The organism is Rhodococcus sp. DMU1 (assembly GCF_012272955.1).
GTDB lineage: Bacteria > Actinomycetota > Actinomycetes > Mycobacteriales > Mycobacteriaceae > Rhodococcus > Rhodococcus aetherivorans.
This window is the reverse complement of record NZ_CP050952.1, coordinates 3,350,284-3,376,405: the sequence shown is the minus strand read 5'-3', so window position 1 is coordinate 3,376,405 and position 26,122 is coordinate 3,350,284. Positions and strand designations below refer to the sequence as shown.

The 26,122-nt window shown below is 71.9% G+C and carries 27 protein-coding genes; 19 read left to right on the top strand and 8 right to left on the bottom strand.

The window, feature by feature from the left end:
* Nucleotides 1–19 precede the first annotated feature (19 nt).
* Nucleotides 20–1,936, top strand: coding sequence for a fumarate reductase/succinate dehydrogenase flavoprotein subunit (locus HFP48_RS15570; RefSeq protein WP_006946168.1), 1,917 nt, complete (start codon nucleotides 20–22; stop codon nucleotides 1,934–1,936).
* A gap of 2 nt (nucleotides 1,937–1,938) precedes the next feature.
* Nucleotides 1,939–2,685, top strand: a complete 747-nt coding sequence (locus HFP48_RS15565; protein ID WP_006946166.1) for a succinate dehydrogenase/fumarate reductase iron-sulfur subunit — start codon at nucleotides 1,939–1,941, stop codon at nucleotides 2,683–2,685.
* An 81-nt stretch (nucleotides 2,686–2,766) separates the two neighbouring features.
* On the opposite strand, the gene HFP48_RS15560 is transcribed toward HFP48_RS15565, so the two are convergent.
* Nucleotides 2,767–3,429 carry a TetR/AcrR family transcriptional regulator C-terminal domain-containing protein gene (locus tag HFP48_RS15560; protein ID WP_050035347.1) on the bottom strand — a complete coding sequence of 221 codons (663 nt, stop codon included), beginning with the start codon at nucleotides 3,427–3,429 and terminating at the stop codon, nucleotides 2,767–2,769.
* A 132-nt stretch (nucleotides 3,430–3,561) separates the two neighbouring features.
* Between HFP48_RS15560 and bioB the strand changes: the two genes are divergently transcribed.
* From bioB to HFP48_RS15540, 4 genes are all read left to right on the top strand, one after another.
* Nucleotides 3,562–4,575, top strand: coding sequence for a biotin synthase BioB (gene bioB, locus HFP48_RS15555; protein ID WP_168580589.1), 1,014 nt, complete (start codon nucleotides 3,562–3,564; stop codon nucleotides 4,573–4,575).
* Nucleotides 4,576–4,584: 9 nt separating this feature from the next.
* Entirely contained in the window at nucleotides 4,585–4,779 is a 195-nt protein-coding gene (locus HFP48_RS15550) for a hypothetical protein (protein ID WP_006941314.1), read from the top strand.
* Between the two features lie 83 nt (nucleotides 4,780–4,862).
* The gene (locus HFP48_RS15545; protein ID WP_202916856.1) at nucleotides 4,863–6,161 is read left to right on the top strand and encodes a patatin-like phospholipase family protein; all 1,299 of its coding nucleotides are present in this window, start codon (nucleotides 4,863–4,865) and stop codon (nucleotides 6,159–6,161) included.
* A gap of 267 nt (nucleotides 6,162–6,428) precedes the next feature.
* A complete protein-coding gene (locus HFP48_RS15540; protein ID WP_006941310.1) occupies nucleotides 6,429–7,130 on the top strand; it encodes an MspA family porin in 702 nt (233 codons plus the stop codon).
* A 520-nt stretch (nucleotides 7,131–7,650) separates the two neighbouring features.
* On the opposite strand, the gene HFP48_RS15535 is transcribed toward HFP48_RS15540, so the two are convergent.
* The gene (locus HFP48_RS15535) at nucleotides 7,651–8,355 is read right to left on the bottom strand and encodes an NUDIX domain-containing protein (RefSeq protein WP_006941309.1); all 705 of its coding nucleotides are present in this window, start codon (nucleotides 8,353–8,355) and stop codon (nucleotides 7,651–7,653) included.
* Between the two features lie 79 nt (nucleotides 8,356–8,434).
* Between HFP48_RS15535 and nadA the strand changes: the two genes are divergently transcribed.
* The 5 genes from nadA to HFP48_RS15510 all read left to right on the top strand — a co-directional run bounded on the left by nadA (nucleotide 8,435) and on the right by HFP48_RS15510 (nucleotide 13,819).
* Entirely contained in the window at nucleotides 8,435–9,469 is a 1,035-nt protein-coding gene (gene nadA / locus HFP48_RS15530; RefSeq protein ID WP_050035344.1) for a quinolinate synthase NadA, read from the top strand.
* 2 nt (nucleotides 9,470–9,471) lie between these two features.
* Nucleotides 9,472–11,070 (top strand): L-aspartate oxidase, encoded by a 1,599-nt coding sequence (locus tag HFP48_RS15525; RefSeq protein WP_168579735.1) that lies wholly within the window; start codon nucleotides 9,472–9,474, stop codon nucleotides 11,068–11,070.
* A complete protein-coding gene (gene nadC, locus HFP48_RS15520; protein ID WP_006941300.1) occupies nucleotides 11,071–11,940 on the top strand; it encodes a carboxylating nicotinate-nucleotide diphosphorylase in 870 nt (289 codons plus the stop codon).
* Between the two features lie 162 nt (nucleotides 11,941–12,102).
* Nucleotides 12,103–13,506, top strand: coding sequence for a wax ester/triacylglycerol synthase family O-acyltransferase (locus tag HFP48_RS15515; protein WP_072635393.1), 1,404 nt, complete (start codon nucleotides 12,103–12,105; stop codon nucleotides 13,504–13,506).
* Between the two features lie 16 nt (nucleotides 13,507–13,522).
* Nucleotides 13,523–13,819, top strand: a complete 297-nt coding sequence (locus tag HFP48_RS15510; protein WP_168579734.1) for a DUF2470 domain-containing protein — start codon at nucleotides 13,523–13,525, stop codon at nucleotides 13,817–13,819.
* A 7-nt stretch (nucleotides 13,820–13,826) separates the two neighbouring features.
* On the opposite strand, the gene HFP48_RS15505 is transcribed toward HFP48_RS15510, so the two are convergent.
* The 6 genes from HFP48_RS15505 to HFP48_RS15480 all read right to left on the bottom strand — a co-directional run bounded on the left by HFP48_RS15505 (nucleotide 13,827) and on the right by HFP48_RS15480 (nucleotide 19,677).
* Nucleotides 13,827–14,462 (bottom strand): LysE family transporter, encoded by a 636-nt coding sequence (locus HFP48_RS15505; RefSeq protein ID WP_006941286.1) that lies wholly within the window; start codon nucleotides 14,460–14,462, stop codon nucleotides 13,827–13,829.
* A gap of 29 nt (nucleotides 14,463–14,491) precedes the next feature.
* Nucleotides 14,492–15,730, bottom strand: coding sequence for a family 1 glycosylhydrolase (locus HFP48_RS15500; RefSeq protein ID WP_168579733.1), 1,239 nt, complete (start codon nucleotides 15,728–15,730; stop codon nucleotides 14,492–14,494).
* The gene (locus tag HFP48_RS15495; RefSeq protein ID WP_050036371.1) at nucleotides 15,727–16,851 is read right to left on the bottom strand and encodes an alpha/beta fold hydrolase; all 1,125 of its coding nucleotides are present in this window, start codon (nucleotides 16,849–16,851) and stop codon (nucleotides 15,727–15,729) included. Before HFP48_RS15495 ends, HFP48_RS15500 begins: the two co-directional genes overlap by 4 nt.
* 76 nt (nucleotides 16,852–16,927) lie before the next feature.
* Nucleotides 16,928–17,344, bottom strand: a complete 417-nt coding sequence (locus HFP48_RS15490) for a hypothetical protein (protein ID WP_006941283.1) — start codon at nucleotides 17,342–17,344, stop codon at nucleotides 16,928–16,930.
* A gap of 84 nt (nucleotides 17,345–17,428) precedes the next feature.
* Complete coding sequence (locus HFP48_RS15485) at nucleotides 17,429–19,117, bottom strand: alpha/beta fold hydrolase (protein ID WP_168579732.1); 1,689 nt, start codon at nucleotides 19,115–19,117, stop codon at nucleotides 17,429–17,431.
* 176 nt (nucleotides 19,118–19,293) lie between these two features.
* Nucleotides 19,294–19,677: a helix-turn-helix transcriptional regulator gene (locus HFP48_RS15480; RefSeq protein ID WP_029544089.1), complete on the bottom strand. Its 384-nt coding sequence runs from the start codon at nucleotides 19,675–19,677 to the stop codon at nucleotides 19,294–19,296.
* Between the two features lie 130 nt (nucleotides 19,678–19,807).
* On the opposite strand from HFP48_RS15480, the gene hisD reads away from it, so the two are divergent.
* From hisD to priA, 8 genes are read left to right on the top strand one after another with little or no spacing between them, the layout of a single operon-like run.
* On the top strand, nucleotides 19,808–21,295 hold the full coding sequence (hisD, locus tag HFP48_RS15475) for a histidinol dehydrogenase (protein ID WP_168579731.1): 1,488 nt from the start codon (nucleotides 19,808–19,810) through the stop codon (nucleotides 21,293–21,295).
* The gene (locus HFP48_RS15470) at nucleotides 21,292–22,416 is read left to right on the top strand and encodes a histidinol-phosphate transaminase (RefSeq protein WP_006937022.1); all 1,125 of its coding nucleotides are present in this window, start codon (nucleotides 21,292–21,294) and stop codon (nucleotides 22,414–22,416) included. Before hisD ends, HFP48_RS15470 begins: the two co-directional genes overlap by 4 nt.
* Nucleotides 22,413–23,045, top strand: a complete 633-nt coding sequence (hisB, locus tag HFP48_RS15465; RefSeq protein WP_029544085.1) for an imidazoleglycerol-phosphate dehydratase HisB — start codon at nucleotides 22,413–22,415, stop codon at nucleotides 23,043–23,045. The genes HFP48_RS15470 and hisB overlap by 4 nt, the downstream gene beginning before the upstream one ends.
* Nucleotides 23,045–23,200: a hypothetical protein gene (locus HFP48_RS15460; protein WP_006937015.1), complete on the top strand. Its 156-nt coding sequence runs from the start codon at nucleotides 23,045–23,047 to the stop codon at nucleotides 23,198–23,200. Before hisB ends, HFP48_RS15460 begins: the two co-directional genes overlap by 1 nt.
* Before the next feature lie 29 nt (nucleotides 23,201–23,229).
* Complete coding sequence (locus tag HFP48_RS15455; protein ID WP_029544083.1) at nucleotides 23,230–24,369, top strand: MFS transporter; 1,140 nt, start codon at nucleotides 23,230–23,232, stop codon at nucleotides 24,367–24,369.
* Nucleotides 24,370–24,379: 10 nt separating this feature from the next.
* Complete coding sequence (gene hisH / locus HFP48_RS15450) at nucleotides 24,380–25,015, top strand: imidazole glycerol phosphate synthase subunit HisH (protein ID WP_029544081.1); 636 nt, start codon at nucleotides 24,380–24,382, stop codon at nucleotides 25,013–25,015.
* Nucleotides 25,012–25,335, top strand: coding sequence for a hypothetical protein (locus HFP48_RS15445; RefSeq protein ID WP_168580588.1), 324 nt, complete (start codon nucleotides 25,012–25,014; stop codon nucleotides 25,333–25,335). Before hisH ends, HFP48_RS15445 begins: the two co-directional genes overlap by 4 nt.
* A gap of 50 nt (nucleotides 25,336–25,385) precedes the next feature.
* Nucleotides 25,386–26,120 (top strand): bifunctional 1-(5-phosphoribosyl)-5-((5-phosphoribosylamino)methylideneamino)imidazole-4-carboxamide isomerase/phosphoribosylanthranilate isomerase PriA, encoded by a 735-nt coding sequence (gene priA, locus HFP48_RS15440; RefSeq protein WP_029544076.1) that lies wholly within the window; start codon nucleotides 25,386–25,388, stop codon nucleotides 26,118–26,120.
* Nucleotides 26,121–26,122 lie beyond the last annotated feature (2 nt).

Below are 26,122 nucleotides of genomic sequence, written 5' to 3'. Positions count from 1 at the left end.
GGCAGCGAAGGAGGACTGGATGGCGGACGTCGAACGGCACAGCTACGACGTGGTGGTCATCGGCGCGGGCGGGGCGGGGCTGCGCGCCGTCATCGAGGCGCGTCAACGCGGACTGCGGGTCGCGGTCGTGTGCAAGTCGCTGTTCGGTAAGGCGCACACCGTCATGGCGGAGGGCGGTTGCGCCGCCGCGATGGGCAACGCCAACCCGCACGACTCGTGGCAGGTGCACTTCCAGGACACCATGCGAGGAGGCAAGTTCCTCAACAACTGGCGCATGGCCGAACTGCACGCCCGCGAGGCGCCCGACCGGGTGTGGGAACTCGAGACCTACGGTGCGTTGTTCGACCGCACCCCCGACGGCCGGATCAGCCAGCGCAACTTCGGCGGTCACACCTATCCGCGGCTGGCGCACGTCGGTGACCGCACCGGCCTCGAGCTGATCCGCACGATGCAGCAGAAGATCGTGTCCCTGCAGCAGGAGGACCACGCCGCCACGGGCGACTACGACGCCCGGGTGCGGGTGTTCGCCGAATGCACCGTCACCGAACTGCTGAAGGACGCCGAGGGCCGCATCGCCGGTGCGTTCGGGTACTGGCGCGAGTCCGGCCGCTTCGTGCTGTTCGAGGCGCCCGCCGTCGTCGTGGCCACCGGCGGGATCGGCAAGTCCTGGAAGGTGACGTCGAACTCGTGGGAGTACACCGGCGACGGTCACGCTCTCGCGCTGCGGGCCGGGGCCGCCCTGATCAACATGGAGTTCGTCCAGTTCCACCCCACCGGGATGGTGTGGCCGCCGAGCGTCAAGGGCATCCTCGTCACCGAGGGGGTGCGCGGCGACGGCGGGGTCCTGAAGAACTCCGAGAACGAGCGGTTCATGTTCTCGTACATCCCACCGGTGTTCAAAGGCCAGTACGCGGAGACGGAGGAGGAGGCCGACCGCTGGTACACCGACCAGGAGAACAACCGCCGCACCCCGGACCTGTTGCCGCGCGACGAGGTCGCCCGCGCCATCAATTCCGAGGTCAAGGCCGGTCGCGGCACCCCGCACGGCGGGGTGTTCCTCGACATCGCCTCGCGCATGCCCGCCGAGGAGATCGTCCGGCGGCTGCCGTCGATGCACCACCAGTTCAAGGAGCTCGCCGACGTCGACATCACCGCGGAGGCGATGGAGGTCGGCCCCACCTGCCACTACGTGATGGGCGGCATCGAGGTCGATCCGGAGACCGGTGCCGCGTCCGTGCCCGGCCTGTTCGCCGCCGGCGAGTGCTCGGGCGGCATGCACGGGTCGAACCGGCTCGGCGGCAACTCCCTGTCGGATCTGTTGGTGTTCGGCCGGCGCGCCGGCCTCGGCGCCGCCGACTACGTGCAGGGCCTCGGGCACCGCCCGCGCGTCGCCGAGGCGGACGTCACGGCCGCGGCGCGCACGGCGCTGGCCCCGTTCGATCCCGCCGAGCCCGCGACGGCGGAGAACCCCTACACCCTGCACACCGGGCTGCAACAGTCCATGCAGGACCTGGTGGGCATCATCCGGCGCGCCGACGAGATCGCCCGTGCCCTCGACGTCCTCGGCGCGTTGCGGGCGCGGATCCGGAACGTCGCCGTGGAGGGGCATCGGCAGTTCAATCCCGGCTGGCACCTCGCCCTGGACCTGCGCAACATGCTGCTCGTGAGCGAGTGCGTGGCCCGGGCGGCGTTGCTGCGCACCGAGAGCCGCGGCGGGCACACGCGCGACGATCATCCGTCGATGGACCCGAACTGGCGCCGGACGCTGCTCGTGTGCCGCACGGACGGTGGTGACGAGTCGATCCCGGATGTCACGGTGGCACCCGAACAGCAGGTGCCCATGCGACCGGACCTGTTGGCGCTGTTCGATTTCGAGGAACTCGCCAAGTACTACACCGACGACGAACTCGCGGAACATCCGGGACGGAGGCCGTAGCCATGGGGTACCGGGCGGCATTCAAGATCTGGCGCGGCGACGGCGGTGGCGGTGAACTGCGTGACTACACCGTCGAGGTCAACGAGGGCGAGGTCGTCCTCGACATCGTCCACCGACTGCAGGCGACCCAGGCTCCCGACCTGGCGGTGCGGTGGAACTGCAAGGCCGGCAAGTGCGGGTCCTGCTCGGCGGAGATCAACGGCCGTCCGCGGCTGCTGTGCATGACCCGGATGTCGGTCTTCGCCGAGGACGAGGTGGTCACCGTGACCCCGCTGCGCACGTTCCCGGTGGTCCGCGATCTGGTCACCGACGTGTCCTTCAACTACGAGAAGGCCCGGGAGATCCCGGCGTTCGCGCCCCCGCCCGACCTGGCGCCGGGGGAGTACCGGATGCAGCAGATCGACGTGCAGCGGTCGCAGGAGTTCCGCAAGTGCATCGAGTGCTTCCTGTGCCAGAACGTCTGCCACGTGGTGCGCGACCACGAGGAGAACAAGGAGGCGTTCGCCGGTCCCCGGTACCTGATGCGGATCGCCGAACTCGAGATGCACCCGCTCGACGTGGCCGACCGGCGCACCGCCGCGCAGGAGGAGCACGGACTCGGGCTGTGCAACATCACCAAGTGCTGCACCGAGGTGTGCCCGGAGAACATCCACATCACCGACAACGCGCTGATCCCGATGAAGGAACGCGTCGTCGACCGTCGGTACGACCCGATCGTCTGGCTCGGCAACAAGCTGTTCCGGCGCTGACCCCCACCCGCTCGGCCCACGGGTAGCAGTCCACCGCGCGGCCGACCCCCGTCCGTCCTGGTGGCCGAATGTCACATGCGTTCAGGTGGGTTGCACCGGTGTGACATTCGGCCGCGACGCAGCGGGATCGCCCTCGCGCAGGCGGCTGCGGATGCCGTCGACGAACAGGGTCAGGCCGAAGTCGAACCGCACGGACGGATCCCCGTCGAGCAGGTCGACGTCCGGGCCGGCCGCGGTCTCGGTGGACACGTCGGGGGAGACGGGCTTGCGGGTCAGCGCCCCGAGTTCGGCGAGCTGCAGACGGGACTGCTCGTCGACGGTGTGGCCGAGGACGTAGTGCAGCAGCGCGTACCCGGCGAGTTCGGCGTGGGCGCGGGACAACCGCGCCCGCAGGCCCGCCGCGACGAACGCCTCCCGCACGCGCGACGTGGTCAGGCGCGACGCGTAGGTCGCGGCGACGAGTTCCGCGCCGTCGCGGTGGGCGAGCAGTGCGGCGCGGAAGCGGTGCGCGAGTTCGGTGAGTGCGCCGTCCCAGGCGGGGGAGGTGGACGGGGCGTCGACGCCGTCGAGGATGCGGTCGGCCATCGCGCCGAGCAGGGTCTGCTTGTTGGGGAAGTGCCAGTACAGGGCCCCGGGCTGGACGCCGAGCGACGTGGCGAGCTTGCGCATCGTCAGGTCGCCGAGACCGTACTCGTCGAGGATCGCCATCGCGCCGTCGAGGACGTCGCCGCGTCGCAACTGCACCGTTCGCTCCCGTCGTACCTGGTTCCCGACCATTCGTCGCGTTGACAGTAGACCACCGCCACCCTAGCCTGAACAGCGTTCAAGTGAACGGTGTTCAAGTTCGCCGTGACCCGCACCCTCCAGGAGACCACCGTGACCCAGGCCCCCGCCCGTGCCGACATCCTCACCCTCGCCCGCGAACAGGTGCTGGGGCGTGGCGAGGGACTCGACCGTGAGCAGGTCCTCGAGGTGCTGCGGCTGCCCGACGAGCAGCTCGAGGATCTTCTCGGCCTCGCCCACGAGGTCCGCATGACCTGGTGCGGCCCCGAGGTCGAGGTCGAGGGCATCATCAGTCTCAAGACCGGCGGCTGCCCCGAGGACTGCCACTTCTGCTCCCAGTCGGGGCTGTTCGCCTCCCCTGTCCGCTCGGCATGGCTCGACATCCCCAGCCTCGTCGAGGCCGCCAAGCAGACCGCCAAGACCGGTGCCACCGAGTTCTGCATCGTCGCCGCCGTCCGGGGGCCCGACGCGCGGCTCATGGCCCAGGTCGCCGCCGGGGTCGAAGCGATCCGCAACGAGGTCGACATCCAGGTGGCCTGCTCGCTCGGCATGCTCACCCAGGAGCAGGTCGACCAGCTCGCCGCGATGGGAGTACACCGCTACAACCACAACCTCGAGACCGCCCGCTCCTTCTTCCCGCAGGTCGTCACCACCCACAGCTGGGAGGAGCGGTGGGAGACCCTGCGGATGGTCCGCGAGGCCGGCATGGAGGTGTGCTGCGGCGGCATCCTCGGCATGGGGGAGACCCTCGAACAGCGTGCCGAATTCGCCGCCGACCTGGCCGCGCTCGAGCCCGACGAGGTGCCGCTGAACTTCCTCAACCCGCGCCCGGGCACCCCGTTCGGGGATCTGGAGGTCCTGCCGGCGGCGGAGGCGCTCAAGGCCGTTGCCGCGTTCCGGCTCGCGTTGCCGCGCACGATCCTGCGCTTCGCCGGCGGCCGCGAGATCACCCTCGGCGACCTCGGCGCCAAGCAGGGCATCCTCGGCGGCATCAATGCCGTCATCGTCGGCAACTACCTCACCACCCTCGGCCGGCCGGCCGAGTCCGACATCGACCTGCTCGGCGAGCTGAAGATGCCGATCAAGGCGCTCGGCGAGACCCTCTAGGAGGCCGGCGTGTTCAACCCGTTCACCGGCCGGCCCGTCGACGAGAACGCCCCGGTCCCGGCCGCGGCCCGGCTCGGTCTCGAGCCGCCCCGGTTCTGCGAGCAGTGCGGGCGCCGGATGATCGTGCAGGTCGCCCCCGACGGCTGGTGGGCCCGGTGCTCCCGGCACGGGACGCTCGACTCGAGCCTGACGGAACGTCGCTGAGCGTGGCCGCGCCCGCCGCACGTGGCGGGTGCGGCCGGGGAGCGACCGCCGCGCCCGGGGCCCGCGCGGACAGGCGGCCGGAGATGCGACACAATCAGCGCGACGTCCCCTCCGGAAGGATCAACGTGTCGGTGCAGTCCGTGCGGCGCAAGAAGATCGCCATCGCCTGTCAGGGTGGAGGTACGCACGTCGCCTTCACCTGGGGTGCGCTCACCTCGATTCTGCGGGCCAAGCAGCGATGGGACGCCGACGGCGGCACCTCCTTCGATCTGGTCTCGCTCAGCGGCACGTCCGCCGGCGCGTTGTGCGCGCTTGCGACCTGGTACGGCCTGGCCCCCAACGGATCCGACCCGGACTGCGGCACCGTCGACAAGGCCGTCGAACGACTCGACCACCTGTGGACCGTGTTCGCGGCGACCAACCCCGCCGAGACGCTGCACAACCTGGCCGGGCAGGTGCTGCTGCGCTGGAAGGCCGCGGGCGTGGCCCTCCCCGAATCGAGTCCGTACGCCGCGGCGGGCCGCCTCGGGCTGCTCGGCCTGGGATCGGTGGGTGCCCGCCCGGAGTACCTCGGATTCCAGGGCCTGCTCGCCTCGCTCTGCCCGGACTTCGACTCGGTCGATTGGAAGCTCCTCGCCCAGAACAATGTCCGGGTCATCGCCGGCGCGATCGAGGTGCTCAGCGGCAACTTCGAGACCTTCGACTCGGACAAGACCCTGGAGGAACTGGGGCTCAAGCCCCCGCCGGAGCGCGACCAGTACGGCGCGACGCGGTGGCGGATGCGCCGCGCCCTGTCGCTCGACGGGGTGGCGGCGTCGGGCACGCTGCCCGAGCTGCTGCCCGCACAACCGATCGAGAACCTCGAGTTCCCCACTGCGGACGAAGGCACCACCGTCCGGCGCACCGGCTACTACTGGGACGGCCTGTATTCGCAGAACCCGCCGGTGCGGGACCTGCTGGACACCGAGACCTGCGACGACAAGCCCGACGAGATCTGGGTGGTGCGGATCAACCCGCAGGAGTACTCGCCGACCTCGTTGCGCGTCGGTCTCGAGGAGATCCGCGACCGGGAGAACGATCTGGCCGGCAACCTGTCGCTGAACCAGGAACTCGACCACATCCTCACCGTCAACCGGTGGATCGACAAGTACGGCAACGACGCCCCGCCCCTGACGGACCGCAAGACCGTCGTGGTCCGCACGATCAAGATGAGCCGGGACTCGGCGTGGACGCTGGACCACGCCTCGAAGCTCGACCGGAGTCCGCGGCACCTGGCGGCGTTGCGGGCCGAGGGCACGGAACTCACCGAGCGGTGGCTGGCCGACTGGCGCGCGGCCGGCGACGGTTTCCCCCGGTACCCGGCCGACGCCCGGTATACGTAAGGCCGGCATGTGCCGGACGTCGCTGTAGGTTCTCGCGGAACTTGTCATCTATGGGCGGCCGGTCGGTGCCACAGCGGTGTGAACCAGGCGCTGCCGGAGTGCTGTGATCCTGCCTGCGCGGATCCTGCCTGCCCGCCCGTGGTGGCGTCACGTTCAGGACACGCCGCGCCCCGGTTCGTCCGGCGAAATCGCGTGTGCTGCTTCTAGGCTGTGCGTGCGTGTCGGAGGTCACGCCACTTCCCACCCTCCAGGAACGAGGTCGTCACGATGGTCCACCGCTTCTCCGGCAACCGATTCCGTCCGAATGTCGTCCGGGGCACCGCGCTCACCGCAGCCGTGGCGCTGAGCGTGCTCGTCGGCCCGGGCGCCGCCACCGCCGCCGTCGACAACGCCCGCGTGCTGCCCCTCGCGGACGGCAACGCGATCGAGGTGTTGCAGGCCGACACCTCCATCCAGGGCGTTCTCCCGCTCGACAGCTCCCCGCTCAGTGTCGAGTTCTTCCACGACGGTTCCGCCACCGTGAACATCACCGGGCCCGGTGCCGCCGACTACACCGGCACCAAGCTCACCCTCGGATATCAGATCGGCTACCCGGTCGCGGTGCCCGGTGCGGTGGTGCACATCTTCACCCCCAGCCTGGACTGGGAGGTCGGCAACGAGGTGGGCGTCAACGTCGAACTGGCACCCGAATTCGCGCTGGGCCTCGACGCGAGCACCGGCGCGACGATCGGCGGCTCGATCATTCCCGAGCAGGAGATCGAGGTCGAACTCGCCCCCGGCGGCATCACCGAGGTCGCCATCGTCGAGGATCACGAGTTCGACGGGGATTCGGTCACCGTCCGGATCGCCGGCGTACACGGCTCGGTCTCCGGTGCCGTCGGGCCGGTGACGGTCCGGCCGTTCGCCCGCGCGATCACCGCCAACAACGACACCGTGGTCACCTACGGCGTCCCGCAGCGCCTCAACTGACGGACTCCGTCGGTGGTGGCCCTGGATCCCAGCGGGTCACCACCGACGGAGGCGGAGGCGATGCTCATCGGCGTGTGACCGAGCGTTGACGTCGAGCTTCTACCGTGCACTGCCGTGGCGATGACGCTGATCGACGACACCTACCGGATTCTCGATGTCGCCCCTGAGGGGGACGCGGTCCGCATCCGCCCGGACGACTCTCAGGCCTTCGAGCGGGCCCACTTGCGGGCACCCGCTGCCGGCCGAAGCCGCCGTCTGCCGCCGGAGCCCCCAACGGCCGGCGACGGCGCCGAACATCTCGGTGAACGCGAGGCGCGCGCCTGCGATTCTTCGCCGAGCCCCGAACCGGCTCGGCCGGCTCGCCGCAGCCCTGTGCCACCGCGACGAGCGGCTCCGCGGATTCGGCGCGTTTGCCGGCACCGACCTCCTTGAGGTAGCTCACTACGCGCTCGCCGCCACCGTCCACTCGGCTGGGCCGTCCTGCAGTTGCCGATACCGAAGCAGAGAACCACACCAACCGTCAGCCCGGCGGGCGCAGGGCGGCGAACTCGTCGGTGACGCGCAGGCGCGACTCGGTGAAGCGGAACAGTGCCGGGGGACGGCCGCCGGCACGCCCCGGCGGGGCGGTGGTGCCGGTGGGGGTCAGGACGTCGCGGCGCTTGAGCACGCGCTGCAGGTTCGTGGCATCCACCTGGTATCCGAGTGCCGCGCAATAGATCTCACGTAGCGTGGACATGGCGAACTCGGCGGGGGCCAGCCCGAAGGCGATGTTGGTGTACGAGAGCTTGGCGGCCAGGCGGGTGCGTGCGTTCTCGACCATGACCCCGTGGTCGAAGGACATCGCCGGCAGGTCCGACACGGGATGCCAGGCGGTGTCCTCGGGCAGGTGGGGATCGGAGGTGATCGGCACCAGCCCGAGGTAGGTCGAGGCGATCGTGCGCGGTCCCGGCACCCGGTGCGGATCGGAGAACACCGAGAGCTGCTCGAGGTGCGCCACCTCGCGCACGTCGACCTTCTCGGCGAGCTGGCGACGGGCGGAGGTGGTGAGGTCCTCGTCGTCGCGGAGGCGGCCGCCGGGCAGCGACCAGGTGCCCGCCTCCGGGTCGAGGGCGCGCTGCCACAACAGCACCCCGAGCTCGGTCTTCGTGCCGCCCTGGGTGTCCGGAAATCGGCGAACCTGGAACACGACGATGAGCACTTCGTGAAGGGTGCTACCATGTGTCATGTTTTCGATCCTAAGTCGAAAACCCCCGAATACGGAAATCCGGGCAAAGCCCGCCCGGTGCACGGCGAAGGAGCAGGCCATGACCACTACGACGTGGGCGGGCGCGCACACCCCGATCCAGGACGGACCCGGCGGCTACACCGGCGTCGAGGCGACCCCGGAGTGGGCCGAGGAGATCCGGCGACTGGCGCGCGAACGCAACGCCACGCTGCTGGCGCACAACTACCAGCTGCCCGCCATCCAGGACGTCGCCGATCACGTCGGCGACTCCCTCGCCCTCTCGCGCATCGCCGCCGAGGCCGAGGAGGACACCATCGTCTTCTGCGGCGTGCACTTCATGGCGGAGACCGCGAAGATCCTCAGCCCCGCCAAGACGGTCCTCATCCCGGACGAGCGGGCCGGGTGCTCGCTCGCAGACTCGATCACCGCCGACCAGCTGCGCGAATGGAAGGCCGACCACCCCGACGCGGTCGTCGTCTCGTACGTCAACACCACCGCCGAGGTCAAGGGCCTGACCGACATCTGCTGCACCTCCTCGAACGCGGTCGACGTCGTCGCCTCCATCGACCCCGACCGCGAGGTGCTGTTCCTGCCCGACCAGTTCCTCGGCGCCCACGTCAAGCGCGTGACCGGCCGGCAGAACATGCACATCTGGGCGGGCGAGTGCCACGTGCACGCCGGGATCAACGGCGACGAGCTCGCCGCCAAGTCCAAGGCGCACCCCGACGCCGAGCTGTTCGTCCACCCCGAGTGCGGCTGCGCCACCTCCGCGCTGTACCTCGCCGGTGAGGGCTTCGTCGCCGACGACAAGGTCAAGATCCTGTCCACCGGCGGCATGCTCGACGCGGCCCGCGCCACCGGCGCCAAGCAGGTCCTCGTCGCCACCGAGGTGGGGATGCTGCACCAACTGCGCAAGGCGGCGCCCGGCGTGGACTTCCAGGCCGTCAACGACCGCGCGTCCTGCCCCTACATGAAGATGATCACTCCGGCCGCGCTGCTGCGCTGCCTGCAGGAGGGCAAGGACGAGGTCCACGTCGACCCGGCCGTCGCCGAGCGGGCCCGGCAGTCGGTGCAGCGGATGATCGCGATCGGCAACCCCGGCGGCGGGGAGTGACGATGTCCTCCGGCGTCGGCGCGGGTCGAGCGGAGCGGCGGGACACGATCCGCTGGGAAGCCCGCGCCGACCTCGTGGTGGTCGGGGGCGGCGTGGCCGGCCTCACCGCAGCCCGCGCCGCGTCCCGGCGCGGACTGCGGGTGCTGACCGTCAGCAAGGGCGGCCCCACCGACACCGCCACCCAGTACGCGCAGGGCGGCATCGCCGTCGTCGCCCCGGGGCCGGCGGATTCCGTCGACTCCCACGTCGCCGACACCTGCGCCGCCGGCGCCGGCCTGTGCGACGAGACGGCCGTGCGGTCCATCGTCTCCGGCGGGCAGGACGCCGTCGCGGCCCTCACCGACCTGGGAGCCGTGTTCGACCGCGGCCGTGACGGCGGCATCGCCCGCACCCGCGAGGGCGGCCACAGCACCCGCCGCATCATCCACGCCGGCGGCGACGCCACCGGTGCCGAGATCCAGCGTGCCCTGGGCGCGGCCGGACTGCCGGTGCTCTTCGGTGCCGCCGCCGCCCGCGTCCTCACCGACACGCGCGGCGTCACCGGCCTGCTCGTCCTCGACGACCGGGGCCTCGGTGTCGTCCACACCCCGGCCGTGCTGCTGGCCACCGGCGGCCTCGGGCAGCTGTACGCGTGCAGCACCAACCCGCCCGGCGCCACCGCCGACGGTATCGCGCTGGCCCTGCACGCCGGTGCCGCCGTCGCCGACCTCGAGTTCGTCCAGTTCCACCCGACCGTGCTGTTCGCGGCCGGATCCGTCGGCCGCCGCCCGCTCGTCAGCGAGGCCGTGCGCGGCGAGGGTGCCCGCCTCGTGGACAGTGCCGGCCGCCCGGTCACCGCCGGGGTGCACCCCCTCGGCGACCTCGCGCCGCGCGACGTCGTCTCCCGTGCCATCGCCACCCGGCTCGCCGAGCTCGGCGACGACCACGTCCTGCTCGACGCCCGGCACCTGGACGGGTTCGCGCGGCGCTTCCCGACCGTCACCGCCTCCCTGGCGCAGGTGGGCCTGGACCCGGCCCGCGACCTGATTCCCGTCGCTCCGGCCGCGCACTACTCGTGCGGCGGGGTCGTCACCGACGTGTGCGGCCGCACCGGTGTACCCGGGCTGTACGCGGCGGGCGAGGTCGCCCGCACCGGCCTGCACGGCGGCAACCGGCTCGCCTCCAACAGCCTGCTCGAGGGCCTCGTCGTCGGCGAGCGCGCCGGTCTGGCCGCGGCCGAGGAGCGCGGGGGGCTGCGCGTCGAGACCGCCGACGCCGACCTGCCCGTCCGGCCCCGCGCGGACCGGGCGGCGTTGCAGCAGCTGATGACCCGGCACGCCTCCGTCGTCCGCGACGCCGCCGGGCTCGCCGTCGCCGGGGCGGGCCTCACCGCCGCCCCGACCGGCCGGTGCACCGACGCGGCGGGGCTCGAGGACGCCGCGCTCACCGTCGCGGCCCGGGCCCTGACCCTCGCGGCCGGCGCCCGCACCGAGAGCCGCGGGTGCCACACCCGCGACGACCATCCCGAATCCGACCCCGCGCAGCGTCGCAGCCTCGAGACGCGTCTCGACGCCGACGGCGAGATCACGCTGCGCACACCACAACTCACAGGAGCACACTGAATGGCCAGCACCGAGCTGCCCGCCGGACTCGATCGGGACGAGACGCTCGCGCTGGTGCGCGTCGCCCTCGACGAGGACCTGCGCTACGGCCCGGATGTGACCACCGCCGCCACGGTGCCGGCCGACGCCGTGGCCACGGCGTCGGTGGTGCCGCGCAGCCCCGGCACCGTCGCCGGGATCGACATCGGTCTGCTGGTACTCGACGAGGTCCTCGGTGCCGGCGACTATGAGGTGCTCGACCGGGCCGTCGACGGGCATCGTGCCGCGGCGGGGGAGGCGGTGCTCACGGTGCAGGCCCCCACCCGGGGCCTGCTCACCGCCGAGCGCACCATGCTGAACCTGATGTGCCACCTGTCCGGGATCGCCACCGCCACCGCGCAGTGGGTCGACGCCGTCGCCGGCACCGACGCGAAGATCCGCGACAGCCGCAAGACGCTGCCGGGCCTGCGGGCGCTGCAGAAGTACGCGGTGCGGGTCGGCGGCGGTGTCAACCACCGGATGGGTCTCGGCGACGCCGCGCTGATCAAGGACAACCACGTCGTCGCCGCCGGTTCGGTGGTCGCGGCGCTGCGGGCCGTGCGGGCCCAGGCCCCCGACCTCGAGTGCGAGGTGGAGGTCGACAGCCTCGAGCAGTTCGACGAGGTGCTCGCCGAGAACGTCGAGCTGATCCTGCTCGACAATTTCCCGCTGTGGCAGACGCAGATCGCGGTCCAACGGCGCAACACGCACGCGCCGCAGACCCGCCTCGAGTCCTCCGGGGGCCTGACCCTCGACGTGGCCGCGGACTACGCCCGCACCGGGGTCGACTACCTCGCCGTCGGCGCGTTGACCCACTCGGTGACCGTCCTCGACCTCGGTCTCGACATGTGACGCCACGCCGGGGCCGCGCTTGGCACCGGCCGCATCGATCGCGTACAACTGGCTACGTATCCGCCGCCGTGAGGCACCTCACGGCGGCGGCGCGCGTCCGGCGGGTCACAGGGGGTCCGCCACTAACCAGTTCCCCGTCACCGGGGAACGGAGAGACCTCGCATGCGTTTGCCGATGTCCCCGATCGACTCGATGTTCCTGCTCGGCGAGTCGCGCGAGCATCCCATGCACGTCGGGGGACTGATCCTGCTGCAGCCGCCGCCGGGCGGCGACGCCCGTTCCCTGCGCGCGCTGTTCGACGCGGCCCTCGCCGGTGACGACGTCGCGCCCCTGTGGCGCCGGCGCGCGGTCCGTTCCCTCGCCACCCTGGGGATGTGGGCGTGGGAGGACGACCCGCACTTCGACCTCGAACACCACGTCCGTCGCGACGCCCTGCCACGCCCCGGGGGCATCGCCGAACTGCGCGCCCTGGTGTCGCGGCTGCACAGCACCCTCCTCGACCGCAGCCGGCCGCTGTGGGAGATGCACCTGATCGAGGGCCTCGCCGACGGGCGGTACGCGATCTACACGAAGATCCACCACGCCCTCGCCGACGGTGTCGGCGCGATGCGGCTGCTGCACCGGGCCCTGAGCACCGACGCGGACCGCACCGACATGCCGGCGCCCTGGGCGCGCTTCCCGTCCGCCGACCCGCCGCACTCCGCGGTCGGGACCGCGCTCGACCTGCCGAGCATGACCGTGCGGGCCGTGCGCGGCGTCGTCGACGAGGCCGCCGGGATGGTGCCCGCGCTGGTGGGGACCGTGGACCGGGCCCTGCGGGGCCGCGGCGGCGCGGTGTCGCTCACGGCGCCGCGCACGATGCTCAACGTGTCCATCGCCGGTGGCCGCCGCTTCGCCGCGCACGACTGGTCGCTGACGCGGCTGCGGCGCGTCGCCGAGGCCGCCGGCGCCACCGTCAACGATGTCGTCCTCGCGATGTCCGCGGGAGCGCTGCGCGCCTACCTGCTCGACCACGAGGCCCTGCCCGACGATCCGCTCGTCGCGATGGTGCCGGTGTCGCTGCGTCGCGGGAAGACCACCGAGGGCGGCAACGACGTGGGCGTGCTGATGTGCCCGCTCGCCACCCACGTCGACGATTCGGCGGCCCGCCTGGCCGCCATCCGGGACGCGATGGTCGACGGCAAGGAGTCCATGCGGGGCCGGTCCCAGACCGCGCTGCTGGCCACGAGCGCTCTCGGCATGGCTCCGCTCGCGGTCGGGGTGCTCACCGGCAACCGGGCCGTGGTGCGGCCGCCGTTCAACGTGATCGTCTCCAACGTGCCGGGCCCGGTCGAGCCGCTGTACTGGAACGGCGCCCGCGTCGACGCCCTGTACCCGCTGTCGGTGCCGGTCGACGGGCAGGCCCTGAACATCACCTGCACCAGCACCGACGACCGGATCGCGTTCGGGCTCACCTCGTGCAGCCGCAGCGTCCCGCAGCTCGATCGCCTGATCGCGCACCTCGACGACGAGCTCGCCGCGCTCGAACGCACCGTCGGGGTGGCGGGCGCCGACGGCGATCGGTGAGGCTAGGCTCGCCGGCGTGACTTCCTTCGACGCCGCCGTCGTCGCGGCCGTGACCCGGCACATGAACGACGACCACGCCGACGACAACCTGCTCGTGGTCCGCGCGTTCGCGGAACCCACGGCGGGCGCCGCCCGCATGACCGGCGTGCACACCGAGTTCGGCGAGTGGGTCGTCGAGGTCGGCGGCATCGAGACGACGGTGCGGGTGCCGTGGCTCGAGCCCGTCTCCGACCGGGCGGGGATCCGCGCCGCGGTGGTCGCCCTGTATCACGCCGCGTGCGAGCGGCTCGGGGTGGCGCCGCGGCCGCACTGACCGGCCGTTATGCCGCGGTGGCCGCGCGGCGCACGGTGGCCAGGAACGCGGCGGCCGTGAAGAACAGCCCGGAGAACACCCGGCCCGTGATGCGCTGCTGGCGCGGCGAGCGCATCAGCGTCAGCACCCGCGCCGCCAGGCCCGTGTAGCCGGTCATGACGATCATGTCGACGGTCACCATCGTCGCCGCGATGATCAGGTACTGCCGCAGCAGCGGGGCTGCGGGATCGAGGAACTGCGGCAGCACGGCAAGCATGAACACCACCGCCTTGGGGTTGCTCGCGTTGACCAGGAACCCGCGCGCCACCAGCGCCGGCGCCGAGCCGAGTCCCGGCGCCGCGCCGGGGTCGACCTCGGTGGGGCGAGTGCGCCACTGGCGCACCCCCAGGTACACGAGGTAGGCCACGCCGAACCACTTGATCACGGTGAATGCCGCCGCGGACCCGGCGAGGACCGCGCCGACGCCGGCGGCGACCACCACGATCTGCAGCAGCAGGCCGAACTGCAGCCCGACGATGTTCCACCAGCCGCGCCGCAGTCCGTGGGCGAGGCCCGAGGACATGGACGCGATCGCGCCGGCGCCGGGGGAGAGGCTGATCACCCAGGCGGCGCCGAGCAGGGCCACCCACGTCTGCCAGGTCATCGGGCGATTCTACGACCGGGCCGGGCCGGTCAGCCCGGCACCGGCACCGGCCACGGCTCACCGGTGACGGCCCGGTAGGCGTCGACCCCGTCGGTGGGACGGCGCGTCAGGTTCGGATCCGTGCGCACGTCGACGGTATACAGGCCGAAACGTGGTGTGTAGCTTCCCCATTCGTAGTTGTCGGTGATCGACCAGTAGTTGTACCCGAAGACGGGGGCGCCGTCGGCCGCGGCGCGGCGCATCCGGTCGACGTGCTCGCGCAGGTGTCGCGCCCGGGTCCAGCCGTCGGCGCGGGGCGCCCCGTCGGCGGTGGGCATTCCGTTCTCCACGACGTACAGCGGCAGCCCCGGGAAACGGCGGGTGTAGTGCATCAGCGCCTCGTACATCCCGTCGGGATGCGGGACGATCGAGGCGAAGTCGTCGGTGAGCGCGTGGATCGCGCTCGGGTTGGCGAGGGTGGCTCCGTAGTAGTAGTCGAGCCCGAGGAAGTCGAGGGTGTCGCGGACCCGGTCGACGAACAGGGCGTCGAGTCCGGTCTGCACCCCGGGGATGTACGCGGCGTTGGACGTCACGCGCGCGCCCGGGTCCAGTTCGTGGATCCGGGCGTAGATCGAGCGGTGCGCGGCGACCAGGGCGTCGAACATGCGGGGGACGTCGGCAGCGTCGATCCCGCCGAAGGCGAGTTCCTTCTGGACGTAGATCGTCGGTTCGTTGATCGTCACCCACATCGCGCCCAGCCCGGCGTACCGGGCGACGACCTGCTCGGCGTTGGCGAGCCATGCCCCGACCGTGGCGGGATCGCGCCAACCGCCGCGGTCGGCGATCCACCCGGGGTACACCCAGTGGTCGAGGGTGATCATCGGGATCATGCCGTGTCCGCGCACCGTCGCGACGACGTCGTCGTAGTAGCGCAGTTCGGCCTCGTCCCAGCCGTGCGGGGTGGGCTGGATGCGGGACCACTCGACCGAGAACCGGAACACGTCCACCCCGAGGTCCGCGGCCGCGGCGATGTCCTCCCGGTAGCGGTGACGGAAATCCACCGAGGTGCCGACGAGTTCGTGGGTGCGGCCCGACGCGGCGTACCTGGTCCAGTTGCTGTCCGGCGGGGAGCCTTCGGATTGGAAGCCGGAACTCGACACGCCCCACAGGAACTCGTTTCCCGCGGCGTGGGCGGGCGGGGAGGACCCCGCCGCGGCGGCGGCCGCGAGGACGGCCGTCAGCACCACCGCGACGGCGGCCCTCCGTACCGCCGCGACGGCGGTCCTCATCGGGAGTGCGCGGCGATCCCGGCCGCGAGCCGAGGCCACAGCTCGGTGAGGGCGCGCCGGCCGACGAACAAGCCGAGGTGGCCGGCGTCGACGTCGTGCACCGTGATGTCGCCGGCGGGGGTGCTGACGTGGTCGGCGAGGGCGAGGACCTGTCCCGGTGGCACCACGAGGTCGTGCCGGCCGAGGACGATGTGCACGGGGCACTCGATCGCGGCCAGGTCCACCGGACCGGCCGCGGTGGTGACGGCCCCGGCGACGAGGTCGTTGCCGACAAACAGGTGCTCGAGGATCCACGTGCGGAATGCGGCGGGGATCTCCTGGCGCCAGAGGAACCACCGTCGTTCGTCGATCGCCTGTCCGAGGGTGTCGGGGTCGTTCAGCAGGCCCAGCAGTTCGAGGCTGCGCTGGACCTCGCTCACCGGGTCGGTGGGCAGCACCCCGAACAGCCGAGAGGCGTCGTACCACAGGTTCAGCACGGACGCGGACACCGAGCGTGGCACGTGTTCGAGGGCGCCGGCACCGGGACGGTCGGCGTGGAAGTCGATCGGGGCCCCCGCGACGGTGAGGCTGTGCACGGTCCGCGGATGCAGTGCGGCGTGCATCGCCGCGAGCCAGCCACCCTGGCTGCCGCCGACCAGGTTGACCCGTCCGCCGAGCAGTTCGACGGCCTCGGCGAGGACGGCGAGATGGTCGTCGAGAGAGGCGCCGTCGGTGACCGGGCCGGCGGGCGCCCAGTCCAGGCAGTACAGCCGCGACAACCCGCCGCTGCGCAGGGCGGAGACCTGGCTGCGGTCGGAGGAGAGGTCGACGATGCACGAGTGCGATCCGGACTGCGGCGGCAGCAGCAGGGTGGGGACGGCCTCGGGGGCGGGAGCGTCGGGGTCGCTGCAGTCACGCAGCCGGGCGAGCGGCCAGGAGTGCGCGACGGGCCACGGGTGGGCCCAGCGCGGGGGTTCGCGGTCGGTGAGCACGCGCCACCAGTCGGCGATGTCGCCGGCGACGTCGAGCGGGTGCGCGCCGCGTCGGCTCAGGGTGGCCAGGTAGGTGCTCCAGCCGGCGATCGCCGCCGCCCCGAGACGGAACGGGGCGGCGGCGATCGCGACGGTCTGCAGGGCGTTCATGGGGTTCATTGAACCGGCGCCCGGTGCGTGGTGCCCCTCTTCCGACGCGATCGCGTCGGAAGAGACGCACAATCGATCACTTGAGGAGATCGCGTGCGGTGGTGGTCACCGTGGTGGTGAGCTCACGGGCGAAGGAGACCTGCGCCTTGGTGAGGTCCTCGACCCAGGCGATCGGGGTGGCGGAGGCGATCTTCTCCTGCAGGTCGAGCAGGCTGGTCACGGCGCGCTCGTAGGTGTCGACGGTGAGGTTGCCGCTCTGCTTGGCAGCGTCGACGACCTTGTCGTTGAACTCGCTCAGGCGGGCGGCGCTCTCGTCGAGAGCCTTGGTGAACTCGGCGGTGGCCTGGTTCGCGGCGGTGGTGGCCGACTCGGCGATCTTCTGAGCGGCGGCGGTGGCGTCCGCGGTGGCCTTGGCAGCAGCCTCGTTGGCCTTGGCGGTGTCGGCGGTGGTCTTGGCGACAGCGGCGTCGACGGGGGTCTTGGCGGTGGTCATGGCGTACCTTCCGTTCGGGTGTGTGAGAGCGCCTCGGAGGACGCTGTTAGCAAGTTAGCAAGATGAATGCTAACGCGCAAGTCCTCAGCTGAAGACGTACGTGCCCGGAGCGTCCTCGAGCGGCGGGTGGGCGGCGCTGCCCATTGCCGGCGGCGGCACCAGCTCCCCGGCGCGCTTGTTCGACCAGGCCGTCCAGTCCTCCCACCACGAGTGCTCGTAGCGGGTGGCCGCGTCGTCCCAGACCTGCGGATCCGCGGGCAGCGGCGAGCCGGTCTCGGCGTCCGGCGCCCCGACGGCCTTGAACCACACCTTCTTGCCGGGCGGGTTCACCGCGCCGGCGACGTGCCCGCCGTTGGTGAGCACGTAGCGCACGTCGCCGCCCAGCAGGTTCACCGCCTGGTACGACGATGTCCAGGGCACGATGTGGTCGTTGATCGCGCCGACGACGTAGGTGTCGCACGTGATGTCGTGCAGGTTCAGGGGCTGTCCGTCGAGCACGTAGAGGCCCTCGGCCAGCTCGTTGCGGCCGTACAGCGACCGGAGGTAGTGCGAGTGCATCTCCGCGGGCATGCTCGTGCTGTCCTCGTTCCACGCGAGGATGTCGAAGGCCGCAGGCTTCTCGCCCTTCATCCACCGCGAGACCCAGTAGTTGAAGACGAGGTCCTTCGCGCGGATCATGTCGAAGCTGCCGGCCATCTCCTTGCCGGACAGGAAGCCCTGCTGCCGCATCCGGAACTCGACGAGGTCCAGCGTGGACGGATCGGTCAGCAACCCGAGTTCCCCGACCTGGCTGTAGTCGAGCAGGGTGTTGAGCATGGTGAAGGCGGTCACGCGCTTGTCGCCGACGGCGAATGCGCGCGCGGCGGCCATCGCGGCCATCGCGCCGCCGAGGCAGATGGACAGCACCTCGATCTTCGGCGACCCGGTGATCTCCTCGACCACGTCCAGCGCGGCGGCAATGCCGTTGACGTAGTAGTCGTCCATGGTGATGTGCCGCATCGACTCGTCCGGGTTCCGGTACGAGAGCATGAACACGGTGCGGCCGTGCTGGACCGCCCACTCGGCGAGGCTGCGACCGGGTGCGAGATCGAGGATGTAGTACTTGTTGATCCACGGCGGCGCGGCGAGGATCGGCACCCCATGCACCTGCTCGGTCTGCGGCGTGTACTGGATCAGCTCGATCAGGTCGTTGCGATAGACCACCTTGCCCGGGGTGGCCGCGAGGTTCTCGCCGACGGTGAACGCGTCCGAGTCCACCTTCAGCGGCAGGCCGCCGCGGTTGAGCACGTCGTGCACGGCATATCGGGCGCCGCGCAGCAGGCTTGCCCCGCCCGTCTCGAATGCACGGGTGAGCACGCCCGGATTCCACAGGAAGTTCGACGGGGCCAGCACGTCGAGCATCAGGTTCGCGAACTGGCGGGCCTTGCCGTCCTGCAGCGGATCGCCGGCGCCGGCGTCGGTGAGTTCCTCGACGTAGGCCCGCGTGGCGAGATAACTCTGCAGGAGCGAGAAGTACGCGGGGTTCTCCCGCCAGGCGGTGTCGGAGAATCGGCGGTCCCGCGGGTCGAGCGGCATCGGCGGCTTGGGATCGTCGGCGTTGAACACGCGGGTGGCCGCCGCGGGGATCTTCACCAGCCGGCCCGCGTATTCCGTCGTGGCGGCGGTGACGGCCTGGGGGTTGCGGACGGCGCGTCCGGCCACCGACTTCACCGCGGGACCCCAGCCGATCGGGTCCAGGGTCGACTTCAACTTCTTGTGCACGTGGTCGAGCAAGGGACATCTCCAGATGGGGAAGAGGGGTGTGCCCCGAGGGTGACACCGCGTGCCGGGTCGCGCATCTTACCGCGAAGTACATGCGAGCTGCACGTGGGGCGGGCGGGCGGGGACGCGGCGCCCCACCAGCCGAAACCTGAGGATGGCTCACATTATGCCGTCCGATGTGACCTTACTCACTCCGCATCGTCGTCGGAGCGCGCACCCCGGCGCCGCTTACCCACGGTCACCTCCCGGAACGCCTCGTACATCTCCACCAGCGACCGCCGCTGCGCGTTCGTCAGATCCGGATCCTCCCGGATCGCGTGCACCACCGCGGACTCTCCCGGATCCGGCCGCCCCGCCTCGGCCGTCAACGCATCCGCCGACAGATGCAGCTGCTCGGCGATGGCCTGCAGCACGCGTTCGCTCGGCGCCCGCAGGTTCCGTTCGATCTGCGACAGATACGGGTTCGAGATCCCCACCATCGCGGCGAGCTGCCGCATGGGCAACTCGGCGAGCTCACGTTGCCGGCGGATCAGCTCCCCCAACGTTGGGGGGTGCGACACATCGTCCTCCATGTGGTCAGCATAGGTCCGGCCGCCGGCCGCCCCGAGGCGCACGGACGGCGCGTTCGGGGACTGCCGTCGAGGGCGATCGCCGCCATCACGGATAATGGAACGGACCCCCGTTCGCGAGAGAGGACACCTCATGCTTGCCCGCACCGACCTGCGTGGTCGAACCCCCACCACTGCGGAGCTGAGGGGCGCGCTGCCCCGCGGCGGAGTGGATGTGGACGCGGTGCTGCATCAGGTGCGGCCCGTGGTCGAGGACGTGCGCGACCGAGGCGCCGCCGCCGCCCTCGACTACAGCGAGAAGTTCGACGGGGTGCGCCCCGACCGCGTGCGGGTGCCGAAGGCCGAACTCGACCGGGCCCTCGAGGAACTCGATCCCGCCGTGCGCTCGGCGCTGGTCGTCGCGATCGAACGCACCCGCACGGTGCACCAGGACCAGCGCCGCACCGACACCGTCACCGAGGTCGTGCCCGGCGGCACCGTCACCGAACGCTGGGTGCCGGTCGAGCGGGTGGGGCTGTACGTGCCCGGCGGCAACGCCGTCTACCCGTCGTCGGTCGTGATGAACGTGGTGCCCGCCCAGGCCGCCGGCGTCGAGTCGCTCGTCGTCGCGTCCCCGCCACAGGCGGACTTCGGAGGCCTGCCGCACCCGACCATCCTCGCCGCTGCCGCCCTGCTCGGCGTCGACGAGGTGTGGGCCGTCGGCGGTGCCCAGGCCGTGGCGCTGCTCAGCTACGGCGGCACCGATATGACACCGGACGGCACCGCCGTCGTGACACCGGACGGCACCGCCGTCGTGACACCGGACGGCACCGCCGTCGTGACACCGGACGGCACCGCCGTCGTGACACCGGACGGCACCGCCGTCGTGACACCGGACGGCACCGCCGTCGTGACACCGGACGGCACCGCCGTCGACGACGCCGAACTCGCGCCCGTGGACATGATCACCGGCCCGGGCAACATCTACGTCACCGCCGCCAAGCGCCTGTGCCGCGCCGTCGTCGGCATCGACGCCGAGGCCGGCCCCACCGAGATCGCGATCCTGGCCGACCACACCGCCGATCCGGTCCACGTCGCGGCCGACATGATCAGCCAGGCCGAGCACGACGTCATGGCCGCGTCGGTCCTCGTCACCACCAGCGCCGAGCTCGCCGACGCCGTCGACGCCGCCGTCGCCGCCCAGCTCGAGCTCACCAAGCACCGCGAACGCGTACGGACCGCGCTGTCGGGCAGCCAGTCCGGGATCGTCCTCGTCGACGACCTCGACCAGGGCCTGAAGGTCGTCGACGCCTACGCCGCCGAGCACCTCGAGATCCAGACCGAGAACGCCTCCGCGGTCGCCGCGCGGGTGCGGGCCGCGGGCGCGATCTTCGTCGGCCCCTGGGCGCCGGTCAGCCTCGGTGACTACTGCGCCGGCTCGAACCACGTACTGCCCACCGCCGGCTGCGCCCGGCACCAGTCCGGACTGAGCGTGCAGACGTTCCTGCGCGGCATTCACGTCGTCGAGTACAGCCGCGAGGCGCTCGAGGACGTCGCAGGGCACGTGATCACCCTCGCCACCGCCGAGGACCTGCCCGCGCACGGAGAGGCCGTGCGGCTGCGCTTCGAGGATCTGCAGTGAGCGCCCCGGGATCCGGCATCACCGTCGACGACCTGCCGCTGCGGGAGAACCTGCGCGGCAAGTCCGCCTACGGTGCGCCGCAGCTGACGGTGCCGGTGCAGCTCAACACCAACGAGAACCCGCACCCGCCGACCCGCGCCCTGATCGACGACGTCGCCGAGTCGGTGCGCGAGGCCGCCGCGCAGCTGCATCGCTACCCCGACCGTGACGCCGTCGCGCTGCGCACCGACCTCGCCGCCTACCTGACCCGGCAGACCGGGGTGGGCGTGAGCGTCGAGAACGTCTGGGCCGCCAACGGGTCCAACGAGATCCTGCAGCAGATCCTGCAGGCCTTCGGCGGGCCGGGCCGATCCGCTATGGGATTCGTGCCGTCCTACTCGATGCACCCGATCATCGCCGACGGCACCCAGACCGAGTGGCTGCCGACCTACCGGGGCGAGGACTTCACCCTCGACCTCGACTCGTCGGTGGCCGCGATCCGCCGGCAGCAACCCGACGTGGTGTTCGTCACCAGCCCGAACAACCCCACCGGGCACAGCATCCCGCTCGACGAGCTGCGCGCGATCTGCGCGGCCGCGCCCGGCATCGTGATCGTCGACGAGGCCTACGCCGAGTTCTCCGCCGCCCCCAGCGCGCTCGCGCTGATCGACGAGTTCCCGGCCAAGGTGATCGTCTCGCGCACTATGAGCAAGGCGTTCGCGTTCGCCGGGGGCCGGCTCGGCTACCTCGCCGCCGCGCCCGCGTTCGTCGAGGCACTGCTGCTCGTGCGGCTGCCCTACCACCTGTCGGTGATCACCCAGGCTGCCGCCCGGGCCGCGCTGCGGCACGCCGACGAGACCCTCGGCTCGGTCGCGCGGCTGTGCGCCGAACGCGACCGCATCGCGACCGAGCTGACCCGATTCGGCTACCACGTGGTGCCCTCGGACGCGAACTTCATCCTGTTCGGGCGCTTCGCCGATGCCGCCGCGACCTGGCAGCGCTACCTCGACGAGGGTGTGCTGATCCGGGACGTCGGTATCCCCGGGTTCCTGCGCACCACCGTGGGCCTGGCCCACGAGAACGACGAACTGCTACGGGTGAGCGAGAAGCTCGCCGCCACCGAGATCGAGGACGGGCGATGAGCGAGCAGACCACCCCCACCCCGCGCACCGCGCGGATCGAGCGTGCCACCAAGGAGTCGTCCATCGTCGTCGAGCTGAACCTCGACGGCACCGGCCGCACCGACATCACCACCGGTGTCCCGTTCTACGACCACATGCTCACCGCGCTCGGTCAGCACGCCAGCTTCGACCTGACCGTGCGCGCCCAGGGCGACATCGAGATCGAGGCGCACCACACCGTCGAGGACACCGCGATCGTCCTCGGTCAGGCGCTGAATCAGGCGCTCGGGGACAAGCGGGGCATCCGCCGCTTCGGCGACGCGTTCATTCCGATGGACGAGACCCTCGCGCACGCGGCGGTGGACGTCTCCGGCCGGCCCTACTGCGTGCACACCGGCGAACCGGACTACATGGTGCACTCGGTGATCGGCGGCTACCCCGGCGTGCCGTACTCGACCGTGATCAACAAGCACGTGTTCGAATCCCTCGCCTTCCACGCCCGCATCGCCCTGCACGTACGCGTGCTCTACGGCCGCGACCAGCACCACATCACCGAGGCCGAGTTCAAGGCCGTCGCGCGGGCGCTGCGCCAGGCCGTCGAACCGGATCCCCGGGTCAGCGGCGTGCCGTCGACCAAGGGCACCCTGTAGTGGACGTCGTCCTGACGTACGGCCTGTTCATGCTCGCCGGCCTCGCCGCGGGTGGCACCTGGTCGACGTGGCGGGGCGGCAACACCCTCTTCGCCGGGGTGCTGCTGGCGCTGACCCTGCTCGCCGCGATCGCCGGTGTGCTGAGGCTGCTCTGACGTCGTCGGATCGGCCGGGCCTGTTCGCGGTGCCGGGGCTGCCCGCCGCCTGGGCGATGGCGGCGGGCGCGTTCGCCGGGTTCTCCCTGCTGCTGCCCGTAGTGCCCCGGGCCGTCGCCGACGCCGGCGGCAGCGGCACCCTCGCCGGCGCGGTGACGGCGGTGTTCATGGGCGCGACGGTGCTCACCCAACCGGCGGTGCCGCGCCTGGTGCGGGCCCGCGGCTACCGGCCCGTGCTCGCCGCCGGATGCCTGCTGCTGGGCCTGCCGTCGCTGCTGCTCCTGCTGTCGCTGCACCCGGCCGTGGTGCTGCCGACCTCCGCGGTGCGGGGGATCGGCTTCGGCATGATCACCGTGGCCAGCGCCGCCCTCGTGGCCGAACTCGCGCCCGCCCGGCTGCTCGGCCGCGCCACCGGCGCACAGGGCATCGCGATCGCCGCGGCGCAGATGGTCGGACTGCCGCTCGGACTGGCGGTCGCCGAGCGGGCCTCCACCGCACCCGTGTTCGTGCTCGGCGCGGCGGTGCCCACGCTCGCGCTCGTCGCGATCGCGCGCCTGCCGCAGGTGGTCACCCGGCAGACCGGCGCGGCCGGAAGCCGCACGCCGCTGCGGGCTCTGGCCCTGCCGGCGGTGGCGATCGCCGCGGGTGCCGTCGCCTACGGCGGCCTCACCTCGCTGCTGTCGATCGCCGTGCCCGCGGCCTCGGGCCAGGTGGCGCTCGCGTTGGCGCTGATCAGCGCGTCCACCCTCGTCGGCCGCTACGGCGCCGGTGCGGTCGCGGACCGGATCGGCGCGGGCCGGCTCCTGCCGGCCGGGCTCGGCCTGGCCGCCGTGGCGATGGTGCCGTTCGCGCTCGCCGCGGACGATCGCGGCGGCGCGGCGGTCCTGCTCGGTGCGGCGGTGGCATTCGGCCTCGGCTTCGGCGTCGTGCAGAACGACGCCCTGATGCTTGCGTTCCGTCGCGCCGGGCCCGCCCATGTCGGCGCCGCGAGCGCCGCCTGGAACATCGGCTTCGACGCGGGCACCGGGGCCGGATCGCTGCTGCTCGGCGGGATCGCCACCGTCGCAGGCTATCCCGCCGCGTTCGCGACCGCCGCGCTGCTCGTGCCGATCCTGCCGCTGCTCGCCCGGATCGCCGGGCCGTCGGAGCGGCCCGCCGCGGCCCCATAGAATCGAGCCCATGAGCGCAACCAAGGTCGCCGTCCTCGACTACGGCTCCGGCAATCTGCATTCGGCGACGCGCGCGGTGGCGCGCACCGGCGTGCAGGTGGAGGTGACCGCCGACCCGCAGGTCGCGCTCGCCGCCGACGGCCTGGTCGTGCCCGGCGTCGGCGCGTTCGCGGCGTGCATGGCGGGACTGAAGGCGGTGCGCGGGGACCGGATCATCGGGCAGCGCCTCGCCGGCGGCCGCCCGGTGCTCGGCATCTGCGTCGGCATGCAGATCCTCTTCGACAAGGGCGTGGAATTCGGTGTCGAGACCGACGGATGTGGCGAATGGCCCGGCACCGTCGAACGTCTCGACGCGCCGGTGCTGCCGCACATGGGCTGGAACACCGTCGAGGCCCCCGACAACAGCGTGCTGTTCGCCGGCATGGACCGCGACACCCGGTTCTACTTCGTGCACTCCTACGCCGCGCAGAAGTGGGAGCTGCCGCCGTCGGAGCTGTTCGCTCCGCCCGCGCTGACCTGGGCGGAGCACGGCGGGCGGTTCCTCGCCGCGGTCGAGAACGGCCCGTTGTCTGCGACGCAGTTCCATCCCGAGAAGTCCGGCGACGCGGGGGCCGAGCTGCTGCGCAATTGGGTCGGCAGTTTGTGAACCGCGGCGGGGCCGGCGGCGACGACCCGGCCCGGCCGGAGTTCTCGCTCGGCCGGCTCGCGCTGACGGCACTGGGCGCCGCCACGGGCGTGCTCCTGCTCGCCACCGTCGTCATCGTGGTGCTGCGACCGGGGCCCGTCGTCGGGTTGATCGTCGCCCTCGCCGGCGTGGCCGGCGCGATCGCCGCGATGGGCGTCGTCTCGACCCGGACGACGCGCCGCGCCTTCGGTCCCGACGGCAACGACACCCCGCGCCGCGACGGCAGCGACACGCCGCGCGGCGACGGTGACGACACGCCGCGCGGCGACGGTGCGGGGTGACCGTCGGGGCCGGTTCTCGGCGACCGCCGCGACCCACTAGCATGGGCGCAGTGAGCCTGGTCCTTTTGCCTGCAGTCGATGTCGCCAACGGTGAAGCAGTTCGCCTCGTCCAGGGAGAGGCGGGCAGCGAGACCAGCTACGGCTCTCCCCGCGACGCCGCCCTCGAGTGGCAGAACGCCGGCGCTGAATGGGTGCACCTCGTCGATCTCGACGCCGCCTTCGGACGCGGCTCCAACCGCGAACTCCTCGCCGAGGTCGTCGGCGAACTGGACGTGAAGGTAGAGCTCTCCGGCGGGATCCGCGACGACGAGTCCCTCGAGGCGGCGCTGGCCACCGGGTGCGCTCGCGTCAACCTCGGCACCGCCGCCATCGAGGATCCCGACTGGTGCGCCCGCGCCATCGCCGAGTACGGCGACCGCATCGCCGTCGGGCTCGACGTCAAGCTCATCGACGGGCAGTGGCGCCTGCGCGGCCGCGGCTGGGTCTCCGACGGCGGCGACCTGTGGGAGGTCCTCGCGCGGCTCGACCGCGACGGCTGCAGCCGCTACGTGGTCACCGACGTCACCAAGGACGGCACGCTCACCGGCCCCAACCTCGATCTGCTCGCCCAGGTCTGCGCAGCCACCGACGCTCCCGTCGTCGCCTCCGGCGGCGTGTCCGCCCTCGACGATCTGCGGGCGATCGCCGGCCTCGTCGACCGGGGTGTCGAGGGCGCCATCGTCGGCAAGGCGCTGTACGCGGGCCGGTTCACGCTCACCGAGGCCCTCGACGCAGTCTCACGCTGATC

What these genes read in the sequence shown, in the direction of transcription:
- HFP48_RS15540 (WP_006941310.1), top strand. Translation starts at nt 6,429, where the DNA reads ATGGTCCACCGCTTCTCCGGCAACCGATTCCGTCCGAATGTCGTCCGG.
- HFP48_RS15495 (WP_050036371.1), bottom strand. Translation starts at nt 16,851, where the DNA reads ATGAACGCCCTGCAGACCGTCGCGATCGCCGCCGCCCCGTTCCGTCTC.
- HFP48_RS15515 (WP_072635393.1), top strand. Translation starts at nt 12,103, where the DNA reads ATGCGTTTGCCGATGTCCCCGATCGACTCGATGTTCCTGCTCGGCGAG.
- HFP48_RS15490 (WP_006941283.1), bottom strand. Translation starts at nt 17,344, where the DNA reads ATGACCACCGCCAAGACCCCCGTCGACGCCGCTGTCGCCAAGACCACC.
- hisB (WP_029544085.1), top strand. Translation starts at nt 22,413, where the DNA reads ATGAGCGAGCAGACCACCCCCACCCCGCGCACCGCGCGGATCGAGCGT.
- HFP48_RS15505 (WP_006941286.1), bottom strand. Translation starts at nt 14,462, where the DNA reads ATGACCTGGCAGACGTGGGTGGCCCTGCTCGGCGCCGCCTGGGTGATC.
- HFP48_RS15525 (WP_168579735.1), top strand. Translation starts at nt 9,472, where the DNA reads ATGTCCTCCGGCGTCGGCGCGGGTCGAGCGGAGCGGCGGGACACGATC.
- HFP48_RS15570 (WP_006946168.1), top strand. Translation starts at nt 20, where the DNA reads ATGGCGGACGTCGAACGGCACAGCTACGACGTGGTGGTCATCGGCGCG.
- HFP48_RS15565 (WP_006946166.1), top strand. Translation starts at nt 1,939, where the DNA reads ATGGGGTACCGGGCGGCATTCAAGATCTGGCGCGGCGACGGCGGTGGC.
- HFP48_RS15480 (WP_029544089.1), bottom strand. Translation starts at nt 19,677, where the DNA reads ATGGAGGACGATGTGTCGCACCCCCCAACGTTGGGGGAGCTGATCCGC.
- hisH (WP_029544081.1), top strand. Translation starts at nt 24,380, where the DNA reads ATGAGCGCAACCAAGGTCGCCGTCCTCGACTACGGCTCCGGCAATCTG.
- HFP48_RS15535 (WP_006941309.1), bottom strand. Translation starts at nt 8,355, where the DNA reads ATGACACATGGTAGCACCCTTCACGAAGTGCTCATCGTCGTGTTCCAG.
- nadA (WP_050035344.1), top strand. Translation starts at nt 8,435, where the DNA reads ATGACCACTACGACGTGGGCGGGCGCGCACACCCCGATCCAGGACGGA.
- hisD (WP_168579731.1), top strand. Translation starts at nt 19,808, where the DNA reads ATGCTTGCCCGCACCGACCTGCGTGGTCGAACCCCCACCACTGCGGAG.
- HFP48_RS15545 (WP_202916856.1), top strand. Translation starts at nt 4,863, where the DNA reads ATGCGACACAATCAGCGCGACGTCCCCTCCGGAAGGATCAACGTGTCG.
- HFP48_RS15500 (WP_168579733.1), bottom strand. Translation starts at nt 15,730, where the DNA reads ATGAGGACCGCCGTCGCGGCGGTACGGAGGGCCGCCGTCGCGGTGGTG.
- nadC (WP_006941300.1), top strand. Translation starts at nt 11,071, where the DNA reads ATGGCCAGCACCGAGCTGCCCGCCGGACTCGATCGGGACGAGACGCTC.